The sequence below is a fragment of the Kribbella sp. NPDC002412 genome, assembly GCF_053592935.1.
Window position 1 is genome coordinate 82,147 of the sequence record NZ_JBSFBL010000020.1, and the last position, 24,299, is coordinate 106,445.

Consider the following 24,299-nt stretch of genomic DNA (forward strand, 5'->3'; position numbering starts at 1 on the left):
CTTTCGGTGCTGCTGTCAGGAATCGGTGGCGGCACAGGCGGGGCACAGGCCCCAGTAGACGACCTCGGCCTCGTCGATCAGGTAGCCCTGGTCGTCGGACGCGGTCAGGCACGGCGCATGGCCGACCGCGCAGTCGACGTCGACGACGGCGCCGCACGACCGGCAGACCAGGTGGTGGTGGTTGTCGCCCACCCGGGCCTCGTAGCGTGCCACCGAGCCGGCCGGCTGGATCCGCCGTACCAGGCCGACGTCGGTCAGGGCGCGCAGTACGTCGTACACCGCCTGGTGGGACACGTCCGGGAGGTCCTCCCGGGCGGCCCGGATGATCGCGTCGGTGTCGGCGTGCGGATTCGCGTGCACAGCGGCGAGTACGGCCACCCGCGGCCGGGTGACCCGGAGCGCAACGCTGCGCAACGACTGGTGGAGATCGCCGTCGACGTCCACGTCTCGCAGTCTTCCGCCCGATCTGGAACCGGTCAAGATCTCCGCACGGATGTCGGATACCCGCGGAAATTGGCAGGATCTTGCCGCCTGACTGGATCCGGTCATGACGGGTCTTGGTCAGCCCGCACCATGGAACGGGCCGGAGGCAACTGTCAGGGGTTCTGAACCGAGTGTCCTGCGCCCGTCAGATCCTCGGAAGGTTTCTCATCGTGCCCCGATCACGGCTCAGCGCCGCGCTGGTGGCGCCCCCACCACCTCCTGGCGAACCCGGGGACAACGCCCAGACCTACCGCATCACCCTGGTGCCCGGCGACGTCGCCCAGTACACCACCCAGCCCGGCGGACGGCACTCCGCCCGGCTGCTCGGCAACGCCGGCTACTTCACCAGCGAGAACGGCGGCGAGCTGACCGTCGTACCGGCGGCGGCCTACCGGCACGTCCAGGCCGGGGCGGTCGACTCGCGGCTCTTCAACCTGACCCAACTCGTTGCCCAGGGCTACGACGACGCGCACACCAAGCGCCTGCCGGTCATCAACGCAGCAGCCGAGAAGTCGCAGGCGCGCGGGTTCTGGAAGTCGTTCGCCGCCAAGCGGTCGCCGGGCAAACTGTGGCTCGACGCCCGGACCCGCGCGGCAACCACGAGCTCAACAGGTGCTCGAGCGAAGGCAGCACAGGCCAGGGGCAGCCGGTACGACGGCAGCGGATCGACCGGGCCTGGCACGTGCGGTGACTTCCCCACCGCGATAAATCACTCGCGGTAAACGGCGCCGATGGGGAAGCTGTGGTCGTGGAGATCACGAGACTGCTTCCCGACGACGAGGTCGGGTGCGCCGATGCGGTGGCGGTGCTGAGTGCCGGCGCCAAGGTGGACTGTCCGGAAGTGCTGCTGCCGACACCGCGCAGCTACGCGAACGGACTGCGGTACGGCTGGGACCTCAACCCGGGCCAGACCTACCTGGCCCGGGTTGACGGCTCGGCGGTGGGGATCCTCGAGACCCATATGCCGACGTACGACAACACCAACCTGGTGTGGACCGACGTCCAGGTCCATCCCGATCACCGCGGTCGAGGAATCGGGTCGGAGCTGGTCGGTTACGCCGAGCGGCTGGCCGCCGAGCTGGGGCGGGACTCGATCGGGATGAGCACGTTCGACCTGCCGAAGGCGGACGCGTTCGCCCGGCGGCACGGGTTCGAGCGCAAGTCGATGGAGGTGAACCGGCGGCAGGACATCGCCGGGCTGGACTGGGCGGTCGTGCAGAAGCTGTACGACGACTCGGTCGCCGCCTCCTCGGCGTACGAACTGCTGAAGGTCACCGGGGAGCTGCCGGACGAGCTGCTCGAAGGCATGGTCGCGGTGACCGAGTCGATCAACGATGCGCCGAAGGACGACCTCGACATCGAGGACGACGTCTACAGCCCGGAGCGGTTGCGGGCCTACGAGCAGGCGCAGCTGAAGAGTGACCGGACCCTCTACCGGGTGATCGCTCGGGAGAAGGCGACCGGCGAGCTGGCCGGCCACACCACCATCACGGTCGAGCGGGAACGCCCGCACATCGCCGAGCAGAACGACACGGCCGTCGCCCGCGCCCACCGGGGTCACCGCCTCGGCGCGCTGGTCAAGTCGGCGATGCTGTTGTGGATGCGCGAGCAGGAGCCAGCCCTGACCCAGCTCGACACCTGGAACGCCGAGTCCAACGACCACATGATCGCCATCAACGAGGCGCTCAACTACCGCATCATCACCCGGATCCCGGACTACCAGAAGACCCTCTAGACCGGCGTGGCTGCCCATCGACTCGTTGGGCAGCCACCGCTCGGATCGGTCGTTCAGAAGCCCAGTTTGCGGAGGTGCTTCGCGTCGGTCTGCCAGTTCTTGGCGATCTTGACGTGCAGGTCGAGGTACACCGGCGTCCCCAGCAGCGCCTCGATCTGGCGGCGGGCGGCCGCGCCGACCTCGCGCAGCCGGGCGCCCTTGTGGCCGATCACGATGCCCTTCTGGCTGTCCCGCTCGAGGAAGATGTTCGCGTACACGTCGAGCAGCGGCTTGTCCTCCGGCCGCCCCTCGCGTAGGCCCATCTCGTCGATGGTGACCGCGATCGAGTGCGGCAGCTCGTCACGCACACCCTCCAGCGCGGCCTCGCGGATCAGCTCCGCGACCAGGGTCTCCTCGGGCTCGTCGGTGATGTCGCCGTCCGGGTAGAGCGCGAAACCCTCCGGCAGCAGCTTCACGAGCTCGTCGGCGACCACGTCGACCTGGTAGCCGGACGTCGCCGACACCGGCACGATCGCGGCCCACTCGATCCCGGCCGACTCCCCCAGGGCCTGGATCTCGGCCAGGTGCTCGACCATCCGGTCCGGCTCGACCAGGTCGGCCTTGGTGGCCAGCGCGACCTTCGGGGTCTTCGCGACCTTGGCCGCCTCGGTGACCAGGAACCGGTCGCCCGGGCCGATCTTGTCGCTGGCCGGCAGGCAGACCGCGATCACGTCGACCTCGGCCCAGGTGGTCCTGACCAGGTCGTTCAGCCGCTCGCCGAGCAGCGTCCGCGGCTTGTGCAGACCGGGGGTGTCGACCAGCACGAGCTGCGCGTCCGGCCGGTGCACGATCCCCCGGACCGCGTGCCGGGTGGTCTGCGGCTTCGAGGACGTGATGACGATCTTCTTGCCCACCAAGGCGTTGGTGAGAGTGGACTTGCCCGCGTTCGGACGGCCGACGAAACAGGCGAACCCGGACTTGAAGGGCTCAGGTGTGGACGACATCGCGGACCTCTCCGGTGCCATTGGCAACGACTACGGGAATGGCGGCGCCGGCGAAGTGCCGGACGACGTTCACGTCGACCGGCTCCGACTCCGTCACCACCGCGGCGGCCTCCAGGCCCTTGACCCCCGAGGACAGCGCCATCGCGACCGCCAGCTGCAGCGCGGTCAGGTCGACCGTGTCGAGCGCGACCGTGCAGGCCGAGTACGTCCGGCCGTCGGTGTCCCGTACGGCGGCGCCCTCGGCGGCCCGGGTCCGGGCGCGGGCCGCGCGGGCGAGCGTGACGAGTTTGGCGTCCTCGGCCGACAGGTCTGACAAGAAAACTCCAAAGAACTTGAACTGCGACAGCTTGTGGGATCGGGTCAGTGGGGGATGGATGGACGGCGATGTGGTGCTGCGAGGTGGGGCTGGGGCGGTCAGGCGTGCTGGTGGTTCTGGTCGGGTGACGGGTGGGCGGTCTCCTCGCGCCGTACCAGCACAGTACCGACCTGGTTGCGGCGGCCGGACGGGCGCTCCGCGGTCAGCGACAGGCCGGCGATCTCCACCTCGGCGCCGGGGATCGGCACCTTGCCGAGCAGCTTCGCCATCAGGCCGCCGACCGTGTCGACGTCGTCGTCGTCCAGCGGGACGCCGAACAGCTCGCCCAGCTCGTCGATCGGCAGCCGGCTCGACACCCGGTAGGCGCCGTCGGACAGCTCCTGCACCGAGTCGGGCACCTCGTCGTACTCGTCGGTGATCTCGCCGACGATCTCCTCCAGGATGTCCTCGATGGTGACCAGTCCGGCGGTTCCGCCGTACTCGTCGACGACGATCGCGACGTGCATCCGGGCCGCCTGCATCTCGCGCAGCAGCTCGTCGATCGGCTTGGAGTCCGGGATGTACATGCACGGCCGCATCACCGACTCGACCCGTTCGGTCGACTCGGCCTGGGCGTTGTCGTACACCCGGCGCATCACGTCCTTCAGGTAGACGACGCCGAGGATGTCGTCCAGCGACTCGCCGATCACCGGGATCCGCGAGTACCCCGAGCGCAGCGCCAGCGAGGTGAGCTGGCGCAGCTTCTTGTGCTTCTCGATGTAGACCATGTCGGTCCGCGGCACCATCACCTCGCGGACGATGGTGTCGCCGAGCTCGAACACCGAGTGGATCATCTGCCGCTCGCCGGACTCGATCACCGCCGACTTCTCGGCGTAGTCGACCAGCGCCCGCAGCTCGGCCTCGGTGGCGAACGGGCCCTCGGCGAACCCCTTGCCCGGGGTGAGCGCGTTGCCGATCATGATCAGGAACTTCGGCAGCGGCCCGAGCACCCGGGTCAGCGCCATCACCGGACCGGCCGAGATGATCGCGAACCGGTCCGAGTGCTGCCGGCCGAGGGTGCGCGGCGCGACCCCGATGATCACGTACGAGACCAGCACCATCACCACGGCGGTGATCAGGATGTGCTCCCAGGTGACCGGGAACACCTCCGACAGCGCCTGGGTGACCAGCACGATCGCGGTGATCTCGCACATCAGCCGGACCAGCAGCAGCGAGTTCAGGTAGCGCGGCGCGTCCGAGAGCAGGTCGCGCAGCCGGACCGCGCGCAGGTTGCCCTGCTCGACCTGCTCGTTCGCCCGCACCTTCGAGTACGACGACAGCGCCGCCTCCGCACCGGCGAACAGGCCGGCGAGCAGGACGAGCCCCGCAGCCACAACCAGCAGAACGAGGTCGTGGGAGGTCACCGCAACGTCACTCCTGTCCTTGGGGTGTCCGATGGAAGACCATCAGACACCCTCCAGCCGGTTTCCGGGAGCCCGCCATGCTTCCAGAAGGCGGCCCTGGACGTCCCACATCTCCGCCTTCTCGGCGGGTTCGGCGTGGTCGTACCCGAGCAGGTGCAGGATGCCGTGCACCGTCAGCAGCTCCAGCTCGGCCCAGGTGCCGTGGCCGGCCTTGGCGCCCTGCGCGGCCGCCACGGTCGGGCACAGCGCGATGTCGCCCAGGTGGCCGAGCGGCGGCTCGGCGTCCTCCTCGGCGCCCGGCCGCAGCTCGTCCATCGGCCACGACATCACGTCGGTCGGGCCCGGCAGGTCCAGGAACTCGACGTGGTAGCGCGCCATGGTGTCCTCGTCGACCAGCTTGATCGACAGCTCACACTCCGGGTGCAACCGCAGCGACGACATCACGAACCGGCTGAGCCGCATCAGTCCGTTCGCGTCGATCTCGACCCCGGACTCGTTGTTGACCTCGACGTTCATCTCTTGCTGTCAGAGCTGCCTTCGTAGTTCTCGTACGCCGAGACGATCCGGCCGACCAGCTTGTGCCGGACGACGTCGTGCGAGGTGAGCCGGCAGAACGCCAGGTCCTGGACGCCCTCCAGGATGGCCTGGACGACCCGCAGGCCCGAGTTCGTCCCGGTCGGCAGGTCGACCTGGGTGACGTCGCCGGTGACCACCATCTTGGAGCCGAAGCCGAGCCGGGTGAGGAACATCTTCATCTGCTCCGGCGAGGTGTTCTGCGCCTCGTCCAGGATGATGTAGGCGTCGTTCAGGGTCCGGCCGCGCATGTAGGCCAGCGGCGCGATCTCGATCGTGCCGGCCGTCATCAGCCGCGGGATCGACTCCGGGTCCAGCATGTCGTGCAGGGCGTCGTACAGCGGCCGCAGGTACGGGTCGATCTTCTCCGACAGGGTGCCGGGCAGGAACCCGAGCCGCTCGCCGGCCTCGACGGCCGGCCGGGTCAGGATGATCCGGTTGACCTCCTTGGCCTGCAGCGCCTGGACCGCCTTGGCCACCGCCAGGTAGGTCTTGCCGGTGCCGGCCGGGCCGATCCCGAACACGATGGTGTTCTTGTCGATGGCGTCGACGTACCGCTTCTGGTTCAGCGTCTTCGGCCGGATGGTGCGGCCGCGGCTGGACAGGATGTTCTGGGTGAGCACGTCGCGCGGGCTCTCGGCCGTGGCCGCCTTGATCATCGCGATACTGCGCTCGACCGAGTCCGCGGTCAGCCCGTGGCCGGTCCGCACCACCGCGATCAGCTCGTCGATCAGCCGCTCGGCCAGCGCCAGCTCGGCGGGCTCACCGGTCAGCGTGATCTCGTTGCCGCGGACCATGATGTCGGCGGCGAACTCCTTCTCGACGATGCGGAGGAACTCGTCCCGGGCTCCGAGCAGGGCCACCATGTCGATGCTGTTCGGCACGACGATCTTGTGCGACGCCTGCGTGGCGGTGGCAGCGCCGTTCGCGCGCGCCTCCGGTTCGATACTGCGTGGCCTGGACAGGCTCTTCCTCCTGATGCCGGTGATATGACCTCCCCATGCTAGCCCGCTCCACCGACAGCCTCACTTGTAATTCCTTCGAACACGCCCGAGCCCTGATCTTCTTGCGGGCTGTTGTCAACCTGGGACGGGGTCTTTGCGTCGTCTTTTCGTGGCGCAACCGGCAGTGGTGTACGAAGAGGTCGTGACACACGAGTCCTCGTGGGATGCCGACGAGGCGCTGACGGCTGTCTACACGGCGCACTACACGTCGCTGGTCCGCCTCGGCGCCTTGTTGCTGCGTGACACCGGCACAGCGGAGGAGATCGTGCAGGACGCGTTCGTCGCGATGCACAGCCGCTGGAACCGGCTGCGCGACCCGCACAAGGCTCTGGCCTACCTGCGCACCACGGTGGTGAACCGCTGCCGCTCCCGCCAGCGCCACCTGGTGGTGGTGGACAAGCACACGCCCCGCTCGCTCCCGGACGAGCCGAGCGCCGAACACGCCGTACTGCGAACCATCGAGACGGACCGGGTGATCGAGGCCATGCGCACCCTGCCGGAGAAGCAACGCACCGTGATGGTGCTGAGGTACTACGGAGACCTGTCCGAGGCGGAGATCGCCGACGCGATGGGGATCAGCCGGGGCTCGGTGAAGAGCCACGCCGCGCGGGCGAGCAAGTCGCTCCGCCAGCTCCTGGAGCAGACGCCATGAGTGACCAGCAGAACGACCCGTTCGACGAACTGATGCGGCGGGCGCTGGCCGAGGAGGCCGACCGGATCGAGCCGTCCGACGCCCTGCCCGAGATCCAGGCCCGGGTCCGCGGCCAGCGCCGGCCGGCCATCCGCCGGCCGTGGGTGCTGACCGCCGGCGCGGCCGCGATCGGCACCGCCGCGGCAATCGGCGCCTTTACTGTCTTCGACGACAACGCCACGACCGCCGGCAACGACCAGGTCGCCGGCCCAGGTGCTACGACCAGCGCGACCGGCCCGATGACGCCCGACCCGACGACCGGCCCCGACAGCCCGGTTCCGACCCCCAGCACGCTGCCGAGCGCGCCGCCCACCACCGCACCCGAGGAGAAGACCCCGCCGACCGTCCGAGGTACGGCGGGGCCCAGCAAGTCGGCCGCCGTACCGGTCTACTGGCTCGGTGAGAAGGTCGGCTCGACCAGCGCCGAGCCGACGGTCCGGCTGTACCGCACCTGGATCAAGGTCGTCGACCGCCAGCCCACGCTCGAGGCGGTCCGGATGATGACGTCGAAGGACGCCGGCGACCCCGACTACTACTCCCCCTGGCGCGGCGCCCAGGTGAGCTCGGTGACCCGGGCCGGCGGGGTCGTCACGGTCGACTTCAAGCAGCTCCCGCAGACCAAGCTGGACGCGGCAGCTGCCGCCGTCGCGACCCAGCAACTCGTCTACACGGTCCAGGGCGTGCTGAGCAACACGACCGAGCCGATCCGGATCACCCAGCAGGGCCGGGCCGGCGGCCCCCTGTTCGGCCACGTCGACACCAGCCGGCCGATCGCCCGCGCCCAGGCGAGCAAGGTCCAGGCGCTGGTCTGGATCGACAACCTCGCCGACGGTCAGGTCACCAAGAGCCCGCTCTCGGTCACCGGCATCGCGGCCGCCTTCGAGGCCACCGTCAACTGGCGCGCCACCAACCTGAAGACCCGCGCGACCCAGGCCAGCTACGTCAACACCAAAGAGGGCCAGACCTTCTCCCCCTTCGTCATCCCGCTCAAGCTCACCCCCGGCGAGTGGCGGATCGAGGCCTACCTGATCTCCGCCGAGAACGGCGCGATGACCGACACCGACTCGAAGACGATCTACGTCAAGTAGCGCCTCAGGTACGGAACACGAACGAGAGTGCGATGCCGATGACGGCGAGCACCTCGACCACGCCGAAGCCGATCCAGGCGATCGACATCAGCGACTCGCGGGCCTCGGGCTGCCGGGCGGTGCCGTTGATGACGGCCATGAACATCAGCCCGACGCCGATCCCGGAGCCGATGGCGGCCAGTCCGTAGGCGAGCACGGCCAGGTTGCCGGCGGTCTGCAGAGCGAGCATCGTCGATCCCTTCGTATACATTTGTCTATGACAATCGTATACGACAATCGTCTACGCTAGGATCCGGGGCGTGGGCAACCGGGACAAGCTGCTGGCGAGCGCGAAACGGCTGATCGCCGAGAAGGGGTACGGCGAGATCACCGCACGCGACCTGGTCACCGCATCCCAGACGAACCTGGCCTCGATCGGGTACCACTTCGGCTCGAAGGACGCGTTGCTGACCGAGGCGGTGCTGGACTCGTTCACCGACTGGGGTGACGACGTGACCGGCACGATCGGGGCGATCACCGCGACGGACCCGGTCGAGCGGCTGGCCGCCGTACTGGATGCGCTGGCCGAAGCGTTCGCGCAGGACCGGTCGACGACGATCGCGAGTGTCGAGGCGTTCGCGCGGTCGCCGCGGTCGCCGGAGGTCCGGGAGCGGCTGGCTGCGGTGTACGCGAGCTTCCGGAGTCAGGTGGCCGCGGTCATCCTCGGCACCGAGGCGGACGGCGACGAGCAGCACATCGGGTCGCTCGGGCTCGCGTTGGTCGACGGGGTCGCGCTGCAGTGGCTGGTCGATCCGGAGAACGCCCCGTCCGGCGCGGACATCGCGACGGCGCTGCGGGCGTTGTCAGCTCCAGCGCGAACGGGCGAGTAGGGCCGCCGCGGCGGCGACGCCGGCCGTCGAGGTGCGGAGGACGGTGTCGCCGAGGCGGACCGGCTCGACGTCGAAGGTCTCGAGCTCGGCCGGGGAGATGCCGCCTTCGGGGCCGATCACGATCACGATGTCGCCGTCGGCGGGGACGTCGAGGCCGGCCAGCGGTGTCTTGGCATCTTCGTGCAGTACGACGGGGAGCGCGGCGGCTGTGATCAGGTGGGCGACCTCGGCCGTGGTCGCGATCGGAGCCACCTCGGCGAACCACGCCCGCCGCGACTGCTTGCTTGCCTCGAAAGCCCACGCCTGCCACTTGGCCAGCGTCTTCGCGGAGCGCTCCGGGTTGCTGCGGAACTGGCTGCGCTCCGCGTTCCACGGCACGATCACGTCCGCGCCGACCTCGGTCAGCATCTCCACCGCGAGCTCGGCCCGCTCCCCCTTGGGCAGCGCCTGCACGACGACCAGCCGCGGCCGGCTCGCCGGCACACTCCCACGGCTGTCGACGGCAACCGTCACCCCCGCCTTGGAGGCAGCCGTCACCGCACCTTCAGCCCAGGCCCCGCGCCCGTCGGTCAACCGGATGCGTTCCCCCGGCGCGATCCGCCGTACCACCGCAGCATGCCGGCCCTCCGGACCGTCGAGCGCGAGCTCGTCACCAGCCAGTTCCGCGCAGAAGAAGACTGCGACGCCCATCTCCTAGTGGGCGCCGAAGGCGTCGCGCAGGCGGCCGAAGACACTCTTGTGGGTGGCTTGGACCTGGCCCTGGGGGCGCTCCTCGCCGCGGATCCCGGCCAACTGCCGGAGCAGGTCGGCCTGCGAGTCGTCGAGCTTGGTCGGGGTCTCGACCACGATCTGGACGATCAGGTCACCACGGCCGGCGTGCCGCAGCCGCGGGACACCACGGGCCGTCAGCGTCATCGCCGTACCGGACTGGGTGCCGGGGCGGATCTCCAGCGGGGTCGTCTCGCCCTCCAGCGTCGGCAGGTCGATCGTCGTCCCGAGCGCGGCCGCCGTCATCGGCAGCGTGACCGTGCAGTGCAGGTCGTCGCCGTTGCGGGTGAAGATGTCGTGCGGCTCGACCTCGATCTCGACGTACAGGTCGCCGGCCGGGCCGCCGCCGGGACCGACCTCGCCCTGGCCGGACAGCTGCACCCGGGTGCCGGTGTCGACGCCGCCGGGGATCTTCACGGTGACGGTCCGGCGGGACCGGACCCGGCCGTCGCCGGAGCACTCGACACACGGGTTCGGGATGATCGTGCCGAAGCCGCGGCAGTTCGGGCACGGCCGCATCGTCCGCACCTCGCCGAGGAACGACCGCTGGGTGTGGGTCACCTCGCCGCGGCCGTGGCAGATGTCGCAGGTGACCGGCTCGGAGCCGGCCGCCGCGCCGGAGCCCGAACAGGTCGGGCACAGCACCGCGGTGTCCACCTTCAGCTCCCGGGTGGTGCCGAACGCGGCCTCGCCGAGGTCGATCCGCAGCGGGATCAGCGCGTCCTGGCCGCGCCGGGTCCGCGGCCGCGGCCCGCGGGTCGCCCCGCCGGTCTGGCCGAAGAAGGCGTCCATGATGTCGGTGAAGGTGAAGGCCTGGCCGAAGCCGCCCGGCCCGCCACCCGCGCCGGCGGCCGCGAACGGGTCACCGCCGAGATCGTGCATCTGCCGCTTCTGCGGGTCGCTCAGCACCTGGAAGGCGCGGCCGATCTCCTGGAACTTGTGGTGCGCGTCCTCGGAGTCGTTCACGTCCGGGTGGTACTGGCGGGCCAGCTTGCGGTACGCCTTCTTGATCTCGTCCGGTGTCGCGTCGCGGCTGACACCCAGGACGGCGTAGTAATCGGTGCTCATACTCCAGACCAGGGGTTGTATTCGTTAGGAGTCGGCCAGGATCTGGCTGACGTAGCGCGCGACGGCCCGGACAGCGCCCATCGTGCTCGGATAGTCCATATGGGTCGGGCCGACGATGCCGAGCGTGGCCAGCGCCTCCGACTTGGACCCGTACGTGGTCGCGACCACCGAGGTGGTGGCCAGTTCCTCGAACGGGTTCTCGTGCCCGATGCGGACCGTCAGGGTCTGCGGGTTGGTCGCCTCACCGAGCAGCTTGAGCAGAATGACGTGCTCCTCCAGCGCCTCCAGCACCGGCTTCACGTTGCGCTCGAAGTCGTCGCCGTACCGGGTCAGGTTGGCGGCGCCGCCGACCGCGATCCGCTGCTCGACGACCTCGTCGGTGAACGCCTCCAGCAGCGTGGTGACGATCGACGCGACCAGCGAGCGGTCGGCCGGGGCGAACAGCTCGGGTACGGCGGCCAGCGACGTGGTCGCCTCCGTCAGCCGCTGCCCGGCGAGGACCGTGTTGAGCCGCGACCGCAGGTCCGCGATCAGCTGCTCGTCGACGTCGTTCGGGTGCTCGACGATCCGTTGCTCGACCCGGCCGGTGCTGGTGATCAGCACCAGCAGCAGCCGGCGCGGGCTCATCGTGACGACCTCGATGTGCCGGACGCTCGACCGGTTCAGCGACGGGTACTGCACGATCGCGACCTGGCGGGTGATCTGGGCGAGCAGCCGCACGGTCCGGCGGACGACGTCGTCCAGGTCGATCGCTCCGGCCAGGAAGGAGGTGATCGCCTTCTTCTCGGCCGGGGACAGCGTCTTGACCGTGCTCAGCTTGTCCACGAACAGCCGGTATCCCGCGTCGGTCGGGATCCGGCCGGCGCTGGTGTGCGGCTGGGTGATGTACCCCTCCTCCTCCAGCGCGGCCATGTCGTTACGCACGGTGGCCGGCGACACTCCGAGGTTGTGCCGGTCCACCAGCGTCTTCGAGCCGACCGGCTCGTGGGTCGCCACGTAGTCCTCGACGATGGCGCGGAGAACATCCAGCTTGCGTTCGTCCAGCACGCGCACCACCCTCTCTCAGCGTCGACCCTTGGCACTCAGCTCATTCGAGTGCCAGTCTACCGAGCCGTAGTAGCCGCCAGTGCCAGCTTGCGGCGTGGGGCGGGTCTCACGCGACTTCGGGCGATGCCCCCAACGGTACGGCGGCCGGGCGGGCGACCGTACTCGCGACATCGACAGGCTGGTCCTGCGCGGCCGCCTCGAGCACCGACTCGAGGACGTCGAGCACGTGGTAGGCCAGCGCGCCGTCGGCCCGGTGCGGCTCACCGTTGCGGATCGCCCGGGCCATGTCCGCGACCCCGACCCCACGGCCGGCTCCGGCGTACCCACCGGCGACGGGGAGCTCGATCCAGTCACGGTTCGTGGCGGTGGCGATCTCGACCTTGCCGTCGAAGCCGTTCGGGTCCGGCACCGACAGGCTGCCCTCGGTCCCGTGCACCTCGATCCGCGGCGACCGCGCGGCCCACACGTCGAACGACATCAGCAGCGTGGTCAGCGCACCCGACTCGTGCTCGAGTACGCCGGTCACGTGCGTCGGCACCTGGACCGGGAAGGTCGTGCCGGCGCGCGGACCGGTGTGGATCTTCCGCTCCTGCTGCGACTGGCCGGCGCGTGCGACCACCCGCCGTACCGGACCGAGCAGGGTGACCAGGCTGGTCACGTAGTACGGGCCCATGTCGAGCACCGGGCCGCCGCCGGGCTGGTAGTAGAACTCCGGCGCCGGGTGCCACAGCTCGTGGCCGGGCGTGACGAAGGACGCGGTCGCAGCGGTCGGCACACCGATGTCGCCGCGGTCGATCGCGGCACGGGCGGTTTGGGTGCCGGTGCCGAGCACGGTGTCGGGTGCGCAGCCGACGCGCAGGTTGTTGGCGGCGGCGTACTTCAGCAGCGGCTCGGCCTCGGCGCGGTCGACGGCCAGCGGCTTCTCGCCGTACACGTGCTTGCCGGCTTCCATCGCGGCCTGGTGCACCGCCGCGTGCGCGGCCGGGATGGTCAGGTTGAGCACGATGTCGACGTCGTCCGCGGCGTACAGGTCGCCGGACGACAGGGCGCGGATGCCCGGGTTCTTGTCGGCGATCGCCTGGGCGCGGCTGACGTCGAGGTCGGCCACCGCGACCACCTCGACGCCGGGCAGCTTGTCCAGGTGGTCCAGGTACGTGCCGGAGATGACCCCGGTGCCGACGATGCCGACGCGCGTCACTTGCTCGCCCACAGCAGCCCCCGCTCGATGATGGTCCGGACCTCGGGCACCTCGAGGTCGTCCAGCTTGTGGCCGACGGTGCAGACGAACACCTTGCCCGCACCCCAGGTCCTGGTCCAGACGGCCGGCATCACGGCGCCCTCGATCCACGGGTAGTCCGGGTGCGAGCGGAACGTGGTGGTGGCCAGCACGGTGTTCGTCGGGTCGTAGTGCACGTAGTACTGCTCGGTGTGCACGTCGAAGTGCGTGATGCCCTCGACGATCGGGTGCTCGGCGACGATGTCGACCCGGTAGTCGGTGAACCCGTGCGGGTGCGAGATGAACTGGCCGCCGGTGATGAAGCTGTAGTCGGCGTTGTTCCGGAACGAGTCGCAGATCCCGCCGTGCCAGCCGGCGAACCCGGTGCCCTTGCGGATCGCCGCGTCCAGGCCCTTGAAGTGCTCGGGCTCGATCTGGCTCATCGTGACGCACTGCAGGACCAGGTCGGTGCCGTCCAGGTCGAGGTAGCTCTCGGTCGTGTCGGAGACGGTCACCTCGTACCCGTTCTCACGCAGGTGGGGAATGAACAGGTCGGTCGCCTCGACCGGGGAGTGTCCTTCCCACCCGCCCCGGACCACCAGTGCACGTCGTGTCGTCACGCCGTCCGCCCTTCGAAAGTTTCGGTTCCAGGCTCGGAAAGATTGCGGAATCGCCACCGCGACACTAAGCGCCACCCGACCGGCCTTCAAGTGCGATTCCGTCCCGTGGATAGGGCTTCCCCGCGTCTAGGGTCGGTGTATGGGATGGAAGTTCTGGAAGCGCGACCGCGAGCCGCCGGCGAACACCTCCCCCGGGACGCGGCCGCAGGACCGTGTGCCGCCGGGCGCGTTCGAGCTGACCGTCGAGGATGTGTTCTCGATCACCGGCCGCGGGACGATCGTCACCGGCCGGGTGATCGCCGGCACGGTCGCGGTCGGCGACCAGGTGCTGCTCAGCCGCGCGGGTTCGCCGCTGCTGCAGACCGAGGTGACCGGTCTGGAGATGTTCCGCAAGACGGTGCAGGTCGCGAACGCCGGCGACAACGTCGGCCTGCTGCTCCGCGGCGTCGAGCGGGAGCAGGTGGTCAGGGGCGATGTGCTGAGCAAGTAACCTCGGCCTCATGAGTACGTGGACCGAGGTCGGGGATCGTTGCTGGGTCCGCCGGTACGACGAGTGGGACCTCAACGTCGGCCTGGTCGTCGGCGCGGACGGCGCCCTGGTGGTCGACACCCGCGCGACCGCCGAGCAGGCGTCCGAGCTGCTCGGCCACATCCGCGAGCTCACCGACGCGCCGGTCCGCTGGGTGGTGAACACCCACGCCCACTTCGACCACGTGGTCGGCAACAGCGTCTTCACCGACGCCACCGTCTACCTGCACGAGAACGCGGCCGCCGAGGAGAACCTCGCCGGTACGACGTTCGCCGTCGCGAAGGTGATCGACCTCGGCGACCGCCGGGTCGAGCTGCTGCACCTCGGCAACGCGCACACGTCCGGCGACACGGTGGTCGTCGTACCGGATGCCGACGTGTACTTCGTCGGCGACCTGGTCGAGGAGTCGGCGCCGCCGTCGTACGGCACGGACTCCTTCCCGCTCGAGTGGCCGGACACGATCGACCGGGTGATCGGCATGCTGTCCGGCACCGCGAAGGTCGTCCCGGGACATGGGGCCGTGGTCGACGCCGAGTTCGTCCGCGACCAGGCCGGTGACCTCGGCACGGTCGCCAACACCATCTCCGGCCTGCACCACGCCGGCACGTCGCTGGACGACGCGCTCACGCACACCGACGACTGGCCGTGGCCGCTCGAGCACCTGCAGGACGCGATCAAGCGCGGCTACGAGGCACTGGGCACTCCGCGCAGGCCAACACTCCCCTTGCTCGGCCCCAGCTGACCTGCCTCACAACGCAACCTCGTAGTTGTCCGTTGACAGCACGTCACCTGAGGGCGCAACTTGTTGCGAAGCAACGACCTCGATGCGGATCGGGTGGTGGGGTTCATGGCTACGGTTGAGCAGACGGTGCACCCCGACGGACGGGTCGAGCTGACCGATCCGGAGGCGGTGGCCAACAGCCCGTACGGGAACGCTGAGCTCGCGCCGACCCGGTTGCCCGAGCGGCACTGGACGACGTACAACTACGCGGCGCTGTGGATGGGGATGGCGCACAACATCCCCAGCTACCTGCTCGCGGCCGGCCTGGTCGCGCTCGGGATGAACTGGCTGCAGGCGTTCATCACCATCACCCTCGGGAACCTGATCGTCCTCATCCCGCTGCTGCTGAACAGCCACGCGGGCACCAAGTACGGCATCCCGTTCCCGGTCTTCGCGCGCGCCTTCTACGGCGTCCGCGGCGCCAACTTCCCGGCGTTGCTGCGGGCCTTCATCGCCTGCGGCTGGTTCGGCATCCAGACCTGGATCGGCGGCCAGGCGATCTACGTGATCGTCGGCGAGCTGGCCGGCGACAGCTGGACCAACGCGTCCGCGGCCGGCGGGCACCCGTGGACGCTGTGGCTGAGCTTCGCGTTCTTCTGGGTGATCCAGATGGTCCTGATCTGGCGCGGCATCGAAGGCCTGCGCCGGTTCGAGAACTGGGCCGCGCCGCTGGTCACGGTCGCGTTCCTGGCGCTGATGATCGCGATCCTGGTCAAGGCCGGCGGCCTCGGCCCGATCCTGGACCAGCCGTCGAAACTCGGCTGGGACGCCGACTTCTGGAAGATCTTCGCGCCGTCGCTGATGGGCATGATCGCGTTCTGGGCCACGCTGAGCCTGAACATGCCGGACTTCACCCGGTTCGGCAAAGGCCAGCGCCAGCAGGTCTGGGGCCAGATCATCGGCCTGCCGACGACGATGTCGTTCATCGCGCTGGTCTCGATCATCACCACGTCCGGCACCGTGCTGCTGTACGGCGAGGCGATCTGGGACCCGGTCGAGCTGACCCGCCGGTTCGAGAACCCGGTGGTGGTCACGATCGGCCTGGTGATGGCGATCCTGGCGACGATGTCGTGCAACGTGGCCGCCAACGTGGTCAGCCCGTCGTACGACTTCGCGAACGCCGTGCCGCGGTGGCTGAACTTCCGGACCGCGGGCCTGCTCACCGGCGTGATCGGGATCGTGATCCAGCCGTGGCGGCTGATCTCCGACCCGTCGATCTACATCTTCGTCTGGCTGTCCTTCTACGGCGGGCTGCTCGCGTCGGTGGCCGGCGTGCTGATCGCGGGCTACTGGCTGCTCGACCGCACCAACCTGTACCTCGCCGACCTCTACCAGGCCGGCGCCCGGTACTGGTACTCCGCGGGCTGGAACTGGCGGGCAGTGGTCGCGACCGTGTTCGGCTCCCTGCTCGCGGTCGGCGGCGCGTACTCGAACCCGGGCGCCGGCCCGTTCCCGGAGGAGGGCCTGATCCCGTTCCTCAAGCCGCTCTACGACTACTCGTGGGCGGTCGGCCTGGTGGCCGGCTTCCTCGCCTACGTCCTGCTGACCAGGCTGTCGCCGCCGGTCCGCGAGCCGAACGCGAGCCACGCCGCTCCCATCTTCTAGGCCGGCCACGACATACGGTTGTCCGGTGGCTGATCGGTATGGGAACGACGTACTGGCTGGGGACTGGCGCAAGCCCAAGAACGGGCGGACCGTCGAGGTGGAGCTCGAGAAGGGGATGGTCGTCGAGGAGCCGAGCTCGGGGTTCGTCGGGGCGGTCGTGCGCTGGGAGCACGGCGTGGTCGACCTCGAGGACCGGTTCGGCAAGATCAGGACCTACCCGCTCGGGCCCGGGTTCTGGCTGGACGGCAAGCCGGTCAGCCTGAAGGCGCCGAAGAAGGCCGGACCGGCCAAGAAGACGCGGACGGCGTCCGGCTCGGTGGCGGTCGACAACGTCCGGGCGAAAGTGGCGCGAGCGAGCCGGATCTACGTCGAGGGCCGGCACGACGCCGAGCTGGTCGAGAAGGTCTGGGGTGACGACCTGCGTATCGAGGGCGTCGTGGTCGAGTACCTCGAAGGGGTCGACGACCTGCCCGGGATCGTCAACCGGTTCCAGCCCGGTCCCGGCCGCAGGCTCGGCGTCCTGGTCGACCACCTGGTCGAGGGCTCCAAGGAGTCCAAGATCGCCGCCCAGGTGACGAACAAGCACGTCCTGGTCGTCGGGCACCCGTTCATCGACATCTGGGAGGCGGTCAAGCCGTCCTCGGTGGGGATCAAGGCCTGGCCGAAGATCCCGCACGGGCAGGACTGGAAGAAGGGTGTGCTGCAGGCGTTCGGCTGGCCCGCGACCGACCAGGCCGACGTGGCCGCGGCCTGGAAGCACATCCTGTCCAAGGTGACCAGCTACGCCGATCTCGACCCGGCCCTGCTCGGCCGGGTCGAAGAGCTCATCGACTTCGTGACTCTGGACTGATCTTCGGGATCTTCTGGGCGATCCACCCCTGGATCCGGTCGCGGACCCGTCCGACGTACCAGGTCACCACGCCGAGCGTCAGACCCGCGGCCAGGACGAGCCCGGCGAGCAGTGCCGCGATGATGCGTACGGCGGCTACGTCCACGACGCCCGCGACGACCAGTAGCGCGATGCTCAGCCCGATGGCTGCCAGCGGCAACCACCGTTGGAAGAGCAGCGGCTGCTTGGCCGGCGTCAGCTTGGGGTTCCGGATCAGCCGCTCCCACAGCGTGGTCCGGGCCGGCTCGGTGAACCACCGTGCGGCCCGCAGCAGCCACGACTTCGGCTGGTGCTTGCGGTCGGCCATGGCTTTGACCCAGTTGCTCGGCTGATCGCCGAGCGCCACGGAGACCTGGACCATCCGGTCGGCCAGGCCCTTCGTCGTCGCCCGCCCCTCGGCGGACTGGTTCAGCTCGTCGCGCATGGTGGTGAGCGCGGACAGCACGGACGCGTCGCGGAAGTCGTCGGCCAGCCGCTGCACCCGCTCGGCGACCTTCTCGACCTTCCAGTCCTCGGCCAGCAGCACCTGCTGCTGGGTCTCGCGGATCCAGTCCGGATCGGCGCCGAGCAGGGCGCCGAGGTGCGCGACGCAGTGCAGCCGGCCCATCAGCCAGTCCCACCGCCGCCAGTCCGCCGCGCCGAAGGCGCCGAAGTGCCCGACCTGGGTGCCGTACAGGATCCGGTCCTTAAGCAGGTTCGCCACCGACCCTTCCTGCAGGTCGTCCAGCAGGGTCAGCGGGATGTCCGGTCCGAGCCGGACGAACTGGAACGGCGCACTGCGCTGCTGCGGCGTCCTGGCCGACGTACACCGCGACACGATCTCCACCTCGAGCGCGGTCTCGACCAGATCCCAGCCGACGGCCACGATCAGGTCCGCGAACGCCTCCCCGAGCGCCCGCTGCACCTGCAGGTCCTCGAACATGTCGCTCAGCGCGACCGCGACCGTCTCGGCGCCACCGGGCAGCTTCAGCTCCAGCTCGGCGTTCGCCAACTGTCCGGACAACGCGTCCCGCACCGCCTGCGTCTTCAGCAGGCAGTCGCTCGTCGCCTGCAGCCGGTGCTCCAGCTCTTCGCGCTGCGGCACGCCGGCGCTGTCCAGCTTCGTCCGCAACGAGCGTAGCACCAGCCGTACGACGCGCTCCGCCGCACCGGTCCCCCACAGCCAGCTCGGTTTGCCCTCCGCATCGGTGCGCAGCGGCTTGGTCGAACCGTCCGGATCCGGGACCCAGGGGTGCTCGGTCGCCAGGATCTCGTCGATGTCCTGCTCCGACAGGGAGGTCGCGGCGTCCAGCACAGTGGTCTGGTCCTGACTGGCGATGGTCACCGCCTCCCACACCTCACCGGCCGCCCGGCCTCGCGAGTACGTCGGCTGCAGGGCCTTCGCCGCCTCCCGCAGCCGGTCCCGCTCGGCTGGTTGCTCCATGCAACGGTCGAACAGCCGCTGGGTGTCCGACCAGGACGCGTCCGCCTCCAGCAGCAGCCGCTCGAGCTGCTCGACGTCGGACCGGAAGTCCACCTCGCGCGGGAACTGCACGGCGGACAACGCCGCCTTCCGCCAGCTCGGCGCGTCGGTGCCGACCAGCTCGGTCGCCGCATGGCCGACGCCTGCGGACGGTACGACGTACAGCACGTAGCGGCTCGCGCGGCCGGCGACCGGGCGGCGGGCGACGACGTCGAGGACCGGCCCGAACGGCGCGTTGTCGAGAACGCCGCCGTCGACCAGCCAGGCGCCGGACTCGGCGGTCTTGGGCTGGAGCCGCGGCGGTGAGCCGGCCAGCTTGGGCGTCTCCTGGACCGGCCCGAACGCGGCCGGGAACGACGCGGAGGCCCGGGCGGCGAGCGCGAGTAGCTTCGTGTTGGCCAGCTCGTTCTTGTCCGCGACCGAGAACGTCCGGGTCCGGCCGTCGTACGTCGCGGCCTTCTCACTGGTGAACCGGAAGAGGTACCGGTGGTCCGGGACGACGAAGCACTGCCCGGCCGCGTCGGTCGCCTCGAACTGCTGAACGCCGAGACCGGAGGCGGTGACGAACAGCGTGACCGCTCCCTCGGCGGTCGAGTCGCCGGCCTCCGCGACGCCCTTGATCAGCTCGTCGAGCTCGTCCAGGAAGTAGTCGCCGTCCAGCACCGAGCTCGGCTTGTCGACCGACGGGACCAGCTTCCCGACCTCGAGCGACCCCAGCCCGACCCACTTCTGCCGCAGCCAGGGCCCGTGCTCGCCATCGGGGTCGAGCGTCGACCCGTTCGAGATCGCTGTCGCCAGCAACGACCCGTTCAGCCCGCCGGCGCTCGTCCCGGCGATCACGTCGACCACGACCCGCCGCCGTTCCTCGCCCCGGTGGCACAGCTCCCGCCACCGCTCCGCAAGCACCTCGTCGTACTGCTGCGGCGCCGGTGAACCCTCCGGGCCGGACGCACGCCGGATCAGGTCCAGCTCGTGCGTCACCCCACCCATCCACACCGCCAGGCTGACCCCGCCGTTCAGCACCAGCGCGATCCGGATCTCATGATCGGTCATCCAACCCCCTCGTTTGTGACAGGGATACCAAATGGTGACGAGCATGGACAGTCGTCGCAGCGGAGAGTGAACAAATGGGTGCCATCAACAGTTGTCGGAGGCACCATGCGGCGTCATTCTGTTGCTGGGGGTGGTCGTCATGCGCAGAGTTGCTCTGGCGGTCGCAGTCGTCGTCCTGGTGATCGGCGGCTGTGCGGACACGCCCAACGGCGGAGGTACGCCGTCACCCGCGCCGGAGACCACCGGTGAGCCTTCGTTCGAGCCGACCACGCCGGAGACGACGCAACCGACGCGCCGGCAACCGGCGATCTCGATCGCCACAGCTCCGATCGGCGGCGGCAGCCCGGAGGAGGACGGCGTCAAGCACTGCGCGCAGGTCAACTGGCTCGGCCGGAACCCACTGCCCGACGGGACGAGCCTCAAGCTCGGCTCCCCGAGTCTCGAACCCTCGGGAGTCTTCGAGCTCGACCAGTCCGCGTGCGGCGACCAGCGGGCCTGCGCGAACCTCGAGTGGCAGACCGGCAATCTCAGCACCTGCTACGTCGGCGCCCGGCAGGTTGCCAACGGCACCGGCGAGGTCCGCCTGATCATCCCGATCGAGGCGACCTGCCAGACCCAGGACGACTGCGACAGCCTGGTCGAAGACGACCAGGACAAGGTCGTCTTCGAGCCCGACGTCCTCGAGACCCCCACGACCGAGCCGACGACCGAGCCGACCACCGACCCGCCCACCGAGACGCCGTCGGGTGGCTGACGGATGGCGGAGCAGGAGTCCCAGGTCGAGCGCTGGGTGTCGTTCGCGGCGAAGTTCGTCACGCCGGTCACGTTGATCACCGCGCTGCTGTTCTACTTCGGCTACGTCTCCGCGCGATCGCAGTACGAGTACTTCGGGATCGACGTCGACACGATCGGCCTGAGCACGCAGGAGTACGTGATGCGCAGCCCGCAGCCGCTGCTCGTCCCGCTGCTGGTCATGACGCTGCTCGCGGTCGCGGGGCTGCTCGTGCACAACGCGATCCACCCGACCGAGACCGGCGTACGGCGCGCCTCGCGGGCGACCGTCGTACTGCTGCTGATCGGTGTCGCCGGCCTCCTCGCCTTCCCGTTGATCGGGCAGCTTCCGTACTACGCCCTGGTCGTGCCGGGCGTGATCGGCCTGGCGGCGGCCACCCTGGCGTACCTCACCTACCTCCGGCGCCGGCTGAGCCCGCCGCAGAGCGGCCAGACGGCGCTGATCGTGCTGCTCGTGGTCGTCACCGTCACGTGCGCGTTCTGGGCGACGGCGACGACGGCGCAGTACTCCGGCCGCGGGCTGGCCAAGGCGGACGCGGAGAACCTGGACAAGTTCCCGGTCGTGATCCTCGACACCAAGGAGAAGCTCGCCCTGCGATCCCCCGGGCTCGAGGAGACCGCGTTGCGTCCGGGCCTGGGCCAGACCTTCAACTACCGCTACCGCGGGCTACGCCTGCTCGTGGTCGGCGACGACCGGCTCTTCCTGGTGCCGCAGAACTGGACCGCGTCCAACACGACGGTCGTCGTACCGCTGGACAACTCGGTCCGGGTGCAGTTCCAGTTCCAGAACGATCCGCCGTAGGGCTCAGGCCGAGTCGCGGATGATCAGCTCGGTGCCGTAGATCTCCGGGCTGGTCAGGTTCGCGCCGCCGATCTTGGCGAGCAGGATCTCGGCCAGCCGGGCGCCGAGCTTCTCCACCGGCTGGCGGACCGTGGTCAGCTTCGGGGTCGTGGTGGTCGCCATCACCGAGTCGTCGAACCCGACCACCGCGACGTCGTCCGGCACCCGCCGGCCGCGCTGCGACAGCACCCGCAGCGCCGTCGTCGCCATCAGGTCGTTGGCGACGAACAGCCCGTCCAGGTCGGGGAACTCGTCGAGCAGCCGGAGCGCGGCCTGCTCACCGCCGTCCGCGGTGAAGTCGCCGAAGGCAACGGCCTCGGTCAGCCCGGCCTCCCTCACCACCTCCTGGTACCCGGTCAACCGGTCCAGTCCGGCGGTCATGTCCAGCGGGCCGGCGATCGTCCCGATCTTGCGGCGCCCGATCGACAACAGGTACTCCACCGCGGTCCGCGCGCCGGCGACGTTGTCCACGTCCACACTCGCGACCGGTACGTCGACGCCCAGCGGCCGGGCGCTGAACACGATCGGCAGCGGCAACTGCGCCAACTCCTGCAGCACGTTGTCGCGGCCGTGGTGGCTGACGATGATCGCTCCGTCGACGTGACCACCGCGCAGGTACCGCAACAGGCGCTGGTCGTCGCCCTCGGCCGGCTCGATCAGCAGCACGAGCTGGGACGAGGTCGGCGCGAGCGTCAGGCTCACGCCGCGCAGGATGCCGGCGAAGAACGGGTCGGAGAAGACCCGGCTGTCCGGCTCCGGCACGACGATCGCCACCGAGTCGGTCCGGCGCGTGACCAGGGCCCGCGCGGCGCGGTTGGGCACGTAGCCGAGCTGCCCGATCGCCCGCTCGACCGCGGCCACCGTGTCCGGCAGCACCTTGGGCGACCCGTTCACCACCCGCGACACCGTGGCACGCGAGACTCCCGCGAGCGCCGCGACCTGCTCCAATGTCGGAGAACCAGAGTCCTTCATCGGTCCTCCTCTGGACGACTGACTGATCTTCACACCGTATTACTTTCCCGCTGTATTCGCTCAGCCTTTCGTTCTCGTGTTGGCGGCTTTGTCGGCCAGGTCGAGCGCCTGTTTCCAGGCGGCCTGCGGGGCCTGTTCGCCCTCGTCGACCCGGGCCAGCGCGGCGCTGAAGACCTGGTTGATCTCGCCCTCGCGCGGGCCCTTGTGCTGCTTCAGGAACACGTTCTTCGCCCGGTTGACGAAGATCTCGCCGACCGGCGCGTTGTTGAAGTACGCGTTGACCTGGCTCTTCACCTGCGGGTCGTCGTACGCGTCGAGCGTGGACGGGAACGAGCCGACCTTCTTGAACACCTTCACCTGCTGCTCCGGCGCGGTGAGCCAGGCGGCCAGCCGGGCTGCCTCCTCGGGCTGCGGCGACTGCTTCGGCACGGTGAGGTACGAGCCGCCCCAGTTGCCGCCACCGCCGGGGAACACATCCGCGACGTCCCACTTGCCCTTGCCGTAGGTGCCGGCGTTGTCCTGGATCACGCCGAGCATCCACCCCGGGCAGGCCATGGTCGCGAACGCGTCTGTGCGGAACGCCTTGTTCCAGGCGTCGCTCCAGGCCGGCAACTTGGCCGACAGGCCGTCCGCGCTGCCCTGGACGATCTGGTCCCAGGTCCGCTTCAGCAGCTCGTTCTCCGCGCCGAGGTAGCGGTCCTGGTTCGAGTAGTACGCCTGGATCAGCTGGTTGCGCATCGCCTCCCAGGTGAGCACGGCGGAGTCGTACCAGGCCGAGCCCGGCACCCGCTGCTTGAACTTCCGCCCGGTCGCGAAGTACGACGACCAGTCCGGGAACAGCTTGGCCACCTGGGCCCGGTCGGTCGGCAGCCCGGCCTTGGCGAACAGGTCCTTGCGGTAGCAGATCGCCTCCGGCCCGATGTCGGTGCCGTAGCCGATGATCTTGCCGTCGGGCGTGGTGGCGCCGGACACCTTCCAGTCCAGCCAGCGGTCCTTCAGCTCGTCGGCGCCGTACTCGCGCAGGTCGACGAACTTGTCCGCCTTGGCCAGGTAGTTGTAGATCCAGCTGATCTCCATCGCCTCGATGTCGGCCAGCCCGGACCCGGCGGCCAGGTTGGTGTCCAGGTTCTTGACGTGCGCGTCGACCGTGGGGGCCTTGCGCTGGACGATCTTGATGTTCGGGTGCATGGCCTCGTACTCGCGGTACAGGTCGTCGTACCCGAACTCGTTGAAGGTGGCGATGGTCAGCTCGATCCGCGGACCGTTCGTTTCGTTGCCACTGGCATCGTTCTGGCCGGTTCCACCGCAGGCGGCGGCGAGCAGGACGACGCCACAGGCGAGGAGTGCCGCGACGGGGCGGCAGCCGGCACTGGGCCGCATGGAAAGCTCCCTGGAACTGGACGGAGTTGAGAGCGCTCTCGGATCGCGAAAGTGTGCTGAGTTTCGAGTGTCCCAACCTGTTATGTCAAGCACCCCGTCGTCACGCTGAGATACTGGCGTGTTCAGGTCAG

At 69.5% G+C, this 24,299-nt stretch carries 26 protein-coding genes; 11 read left to right on the top strand and 15 right to left on the bottom strand.

Annotated elements, in window-relative coordinates:
* Positions 1 to 15: 15 nt before the first annotated feature.
* Positions 16 to 444, bottom strand: a complete 429-nt coding sequence (locus ACWCOV_RS18190; RefSeq protein ID WP_449830427.1) for a Fur family transcriptional regulator — start codon at positions 442 to 444, stop codon at positions 16 to 18.
* A 209-nt stretch (positions 445 to 653) separates the two neighbouring features.
* Here ACWCOV_RS18190 and ACWCOV_RS18195 point away from each other — a divergent pair, with 209 nt between their 5' ends.
* On the top strand, positions 654 to 1,205 hold the full coding sequence (locus ACWCOV_RS18195) for a hypothetical protein (protein WP_449830428.1): 552 nt from the start codon (positions 654 to 656) through the stop codon (positions 1,203 to 1,205).
* 26 nt (positions 1,206 to 1,231) lie between these two features.
* Positions 1,232 to 2,218, top strand: a complete 987-nt coding sequence (locus ACWCOV_RS18200; protein WP_449830429.1) for a GNAT family N-acetyltransferase — start codon at positions 1,232 to 1,234, stop codon at positions 2,216 to 2,218.
* A 53-nt stretch (positions 2,219 to 2,271) separates the two neighbouring features.
* Here ACWCOV_RS18200 and era read toward each other — a convergent pair whose 3' ends face one another.
* The 5 genes from era to ACWCOV_RS18225 all read right to left on the bottom strand — a co-directional run bounded on the left by era (position 2,272) and on the right by ACWCOV_RS18225 (position 6,359).
* Positions 2,272 to 3,201, bottom strand: coding sequence for a GTPase Era (gene era, locus ACWCOV_RS18205; protein ID WP_449830430.1), 930 nt, complete (start codon positions 3,199 to 3,201; stop codon positions 2,272 to 2,274).
* Positions 3,185 to 3,517 (bottom strand): cytidine deaminase, encoded by a 333-nt coding sequence (locus tag ACWCOV_RS18210; protein ID WP_449830431.1) that lies wholly within the window; start codon positions 3,515 to 3,517, stop codon positions 3,185 to 3,187. The genes era and ACWCOV_RS18210 overlap by 17 nt, the downstream gene beginning before the upstream one ends.
* A gap of 98 nt (positions 3,518 to 3,615) precedes the next feature.
* On the bottom strand, positions 3,616 to 4,920 hold the full coding sequence (locus tag ACWCOV_RS18215) for a hemolysin family protein (RefSeq protein WP_449830432.1): 1,305 nt from the start codon (positions 4,918 to 4,920) through the stop codon (positions 3,616 to 3,618).
* Positions 4,921 to 4,962: 42 nt separating this feature from the next.
* Positions 4,963 to 5,436 (bottom strand): rRNA maturation RNase YbeY, encoded by a 474-nt coding sequence (gene ybeY / locus ACWCOV_RS18220; protein WP_449830433.1) that lies wholly within the window; start codon positions 5,434 to 5,436, stop codon positions 4,963 to 4,965.
* Positions 5,433 to 6,359, bottom strand: a complete 927-nt coding sequence (locus ACWCOV_RS18225; RefSeq protein WP_449830481.1) for a PhoH family protein — start codon at positions 6,357 to 6,359, stop codon at positions 5,433 to 5,435. Before ACWCOV_RS18225 ends, ybeY begins: the two co-directional genes overlap by 4 nt.
* A 280-nt stretch (positions 6,360 to 6,639) precedes the next feature.
* Here ACWCOV_RS18225 and ACWCOV_RS18230 point away from each other — a divergent pair, with 280 nt between their 5' ends.
* Positions 6,640 to 7,149, top strand: a complete 510-nt coding sequence (locus tag ACWCOV_RS18230) for a SigE family RNA polymerase sigma factor (protein WP_449830434.1) — start codon at positions 6,640 to 6,642, stop codon at positions 7,147 to 7,149.
* Positions 7,146 to 8,276, top strand: a complete 1,131-nt coding sequence (locus ACWCOV_RS18235) for a Gmad2 immunoglobulin-like domain-containing protein (RefSeq protein ID WP_449830435.1) — start codon at positions 7,146 to 7,148, stop codon at positions 8,274 to 8,276. The genes ACWCOV_RS18230 and ACWCOV_RS18235 overlap by 4 nt, the downstream gene beginning before the upstream one ends.
* Positions 8,277 to 8,280: 4 nt before the next feature.
* On the opposite strand, the gene ACWCOV_RS18240 is transcribed toward ACWCOV_RS18235, so the two are convergent.
* The gene (locus tag ACWCOV_RS18240) at positions 8,281 to 8,505 is read right to left on the bottom strand and encodes a F0F1 ATP synthase subunit C (protein WP_449830482.1); all 225 of its coding nucleotides are present in this window, start codon (positions 8,503 to 8,505) and stop codon (positions 8,281 to 8,283) included.
* A gap of 70 nt (positions 8,506 to 8,575) precedes the next feature.
* Here ACWCOV_RS18240 and ACWCOV_RS18245 point away from each other — a divergent pair, with 70 nt between their 5' ends.
* The gene (locus ACWCOV_RS18245) at positions 8,576 to 9,145 is read left to right on the top strand and encodes a TetR/AcrR family transcriptional regulator (protein ID WP_449830436.1); all 570 of its coding nucleotides are present in this window, start codon (positions 8,576 to 8,578) and stop codon (positions 9,143 to 9,145) included.
* On the opposite strand, the gene ACWCOV_RS18250 is transcribed toward ACWCOV_RS18245, so the two are convergent.
* The 5 genes from ACWCOV_RS18250 to ACWCOV_RS18270 all read right to left on the bottom strand — a co-directional run bounded on the left by ACWCOV_RS18250 (position 9,119) and on the right by ACWCOV_RS18270 (position 13,864).
* On the bottom strand, positions 9,119 to 9,835 hold the full coding sequence (locus ACWCOV_RS18250; RefSeq protein WP_449830437.1) for a 16S rRNA (uracil(1498)-N(3))-methyltransferase: 717 nt from the start codon (positions 9,833 to 9,835) through the stop codon (positions 9,119 to 9,121). The two genes, ACWCOV_RS18245 and ACWCOV_RS18250, sit on opposite strands and share 27 nt — an antisense overlap.
* A gap of 3 nt (positions 9,836 to 9,838) precedes the next feature.
* A complete protein-coding gene (gene dnaJ / locus ACWCOV_RS18255; protein WP_449830438.1) occupies positions 9,839 to 10,981 on the bottom strand; it encodes a molecular chaperone DnaJ in 1,143 nt (380 codons plus the stop codon).
* Positions 10,982 to 11,005: 24 nt separating this feature from the next.
* Positions 11,006 to 12,028, bottom strand: coding sequence for a heat-inducible transcriptional repressor HrcA (gene hrcA, locus ACWCOV_RS18260; RefSeq protein WP_449830439.1), 1,023 nt, complete (start codon positions 12,026 to 12,028; stop codon positions 11,006 to 11,008).
* 106 nt (positions 12,029 to 12,134) lie between these two features.
* Positions 12,135 to 13,238, bottom strand: a complete 1,104-nt coding sequence (locus tag ACWCOV_RS18265) for a Gfo/Idh/MocA family protein (RefSeq protein ID WP_449830440.1) — start codon at positions 13,236 to 13,238, stop codon at positions 12,135 to 12,137.
* On the bottom strand, positions 13,223 to 13,864 hold the full coding sequence (locus ACWCOV_RS18270) for a ThuA domain-containing protein (RefSeq protein ID WP_449830441.1): 642 nt from the start codon (positions 13,862 to 13,864) through the stop codon (positions 13,223 to 13,225). Before ACWCOV_RS18270 ends, ACWCOV_RS18265 begins: the two co-directional genes overlap by 16 nt.
* A 139-nt stretch (positions 13,865 to 14,003) precedes the next feature.
* Between ACWCOV_RS18270 and ACWCOV_RS18275 the strand changes: the two genes are divergently transcribed.
* The 4 genes from ACWCOV_RS18275 (at position 14,004) to ACWCOV_RS18290 (ending at position 17,629) form a co-directional block, all read left to right on the top strand.
* Positions 14,004 to 14,354, top strand: coding sequence for an EF-Tu/IF-2/RF-3 family GTPase (locus ACWCOV_RS18275; protein ID WP_449830442.1), 351 nt, complete (start codon positions 14,004 to 14,006; stop codon positions 14,352 to 14,354).
* 10 nt (positions 14,355 to 14,364) lie between these two features.
* The gene (locus ACWCOV_RS18280) at positions 14,365 to 15,135 is read left to right on the top strand and encodes an MBL fold metallo-hydrolase (protein WP_449830443.1); all 771 of its coding nucleotides are present in this window, start codon (positions 14,365 to 14,367) and stop codon (positions 15,133 to 15,135) included.
* Positions 15,136 to 15,240: 105 nt separating this feature from the next.
* Positions 15,241 to 16,779, top strand: coding sequence for an NCS1 family nucleobase:cation symporter-1 (locus ACWCOV_RS18285; protein WP_449830444.1), 1,539 nt, complete (start codon positions 15,241 to 15,243; stop codon positions 16,777 to 16,779).
* A 25-nt stretch (positions 16,780 to 16,804) separates the two neighbouring features.
* Positions 16,805 to 17,629: a DUF3097 domain-containing protein gene (locus ACWCOV_RS18290; RefSeq protein WP_449830445.1), complete on the top strand. Its 825-nt coding sequence runs from the start codon at positions 16,805 to 16,807 to the stop codon at positions 17,627 to 17,629.
* Here the strand turns inward: ACWCOV_RS18290 and ACWCOV_RS18295 are convergent.
* Positions 17,604 to 20,183: a DUF3376 domain-containing protein gene (locus ACWCOV_RS18295; RefSeq protein ID WP_449830446.1), complete on the bottom strand. Its 2,580-nt coding sequence runs from the start codon at positions 20,181 to 20,183 to the stop codon at positions 17,604 to 17,606. The two genes, ACWCOV_RS18290 and ACWCOV_RS18295, sit on opposite strands and share 26 nt — an antisense overlap.
* A gap of 139 nt (positions 20,184 to 20,322) precedes the next feature.
* Between ACWCOV_RS18295 and ACWCOV_RS18300 the strand changes: the two genes are divergently transcribed.
* Positions 20,323 to 20,937 (top strand): hypothetical protein, encoded by a 615-nt coding sequence (locus ACWCOV_RS18300; RefSeq protein ID WP_449830447.1) that lies wholly within the window; start codon positions 20,323 to 20,325, stop codon positions 20,935 to 20,937.
* A 3-nt stretch (positions 20,938 to 20,940) separates the two neighbouring features.
* Entirely contained in the window at positions 20,941 to 21,777 is an 837-nt protein-coding gene (locus tag ACWCOV_RS18305) for a hypothetical protein (RefSeq protein ID WP_449830448.1), read from the top strand.
* Positions 21,778 to 21,780: 3 nt separating this feature from the next.
* Here ACWCOV_RS18305 and ACWCOV_RS18310 read toward each other — a convergent pair whose 3' ends face one another.
* Together ACWCOV_RS18310 and ACWCOV_RS18315 are read right to left on the bottom strand one after the other, a co-directional pair.
* The gene (locus tag ACWCOV_RS18310; RefSeq protein WP_449830449.1) at positions 21,781 to 22,788 is read right to left on the bottom strand and encodes a LacI family DNA-binding transcriptional regulator; all 1,008 of its coding nucleotides are present in this window, start codon (positions 22,786 to 22,788) and stop codon (positions 21,781 to 21,783) included.
* 60 nt (positions 22,789 to 22,848) lie between these two features.
* Positions 22,849 to 24,168, bottom strand: coding sequence for an ABC transporter substrate-binding protein (locus ACWCOV_RS18315; RefSeq protein WP_449830450.1), 1,320 nt, complete (start codon positions 24,166 to 24,168; stop codon positions 22,849 to 22,851).
* Positions 24,169 to 24,299: the final 131 nt, after the last annotated feature.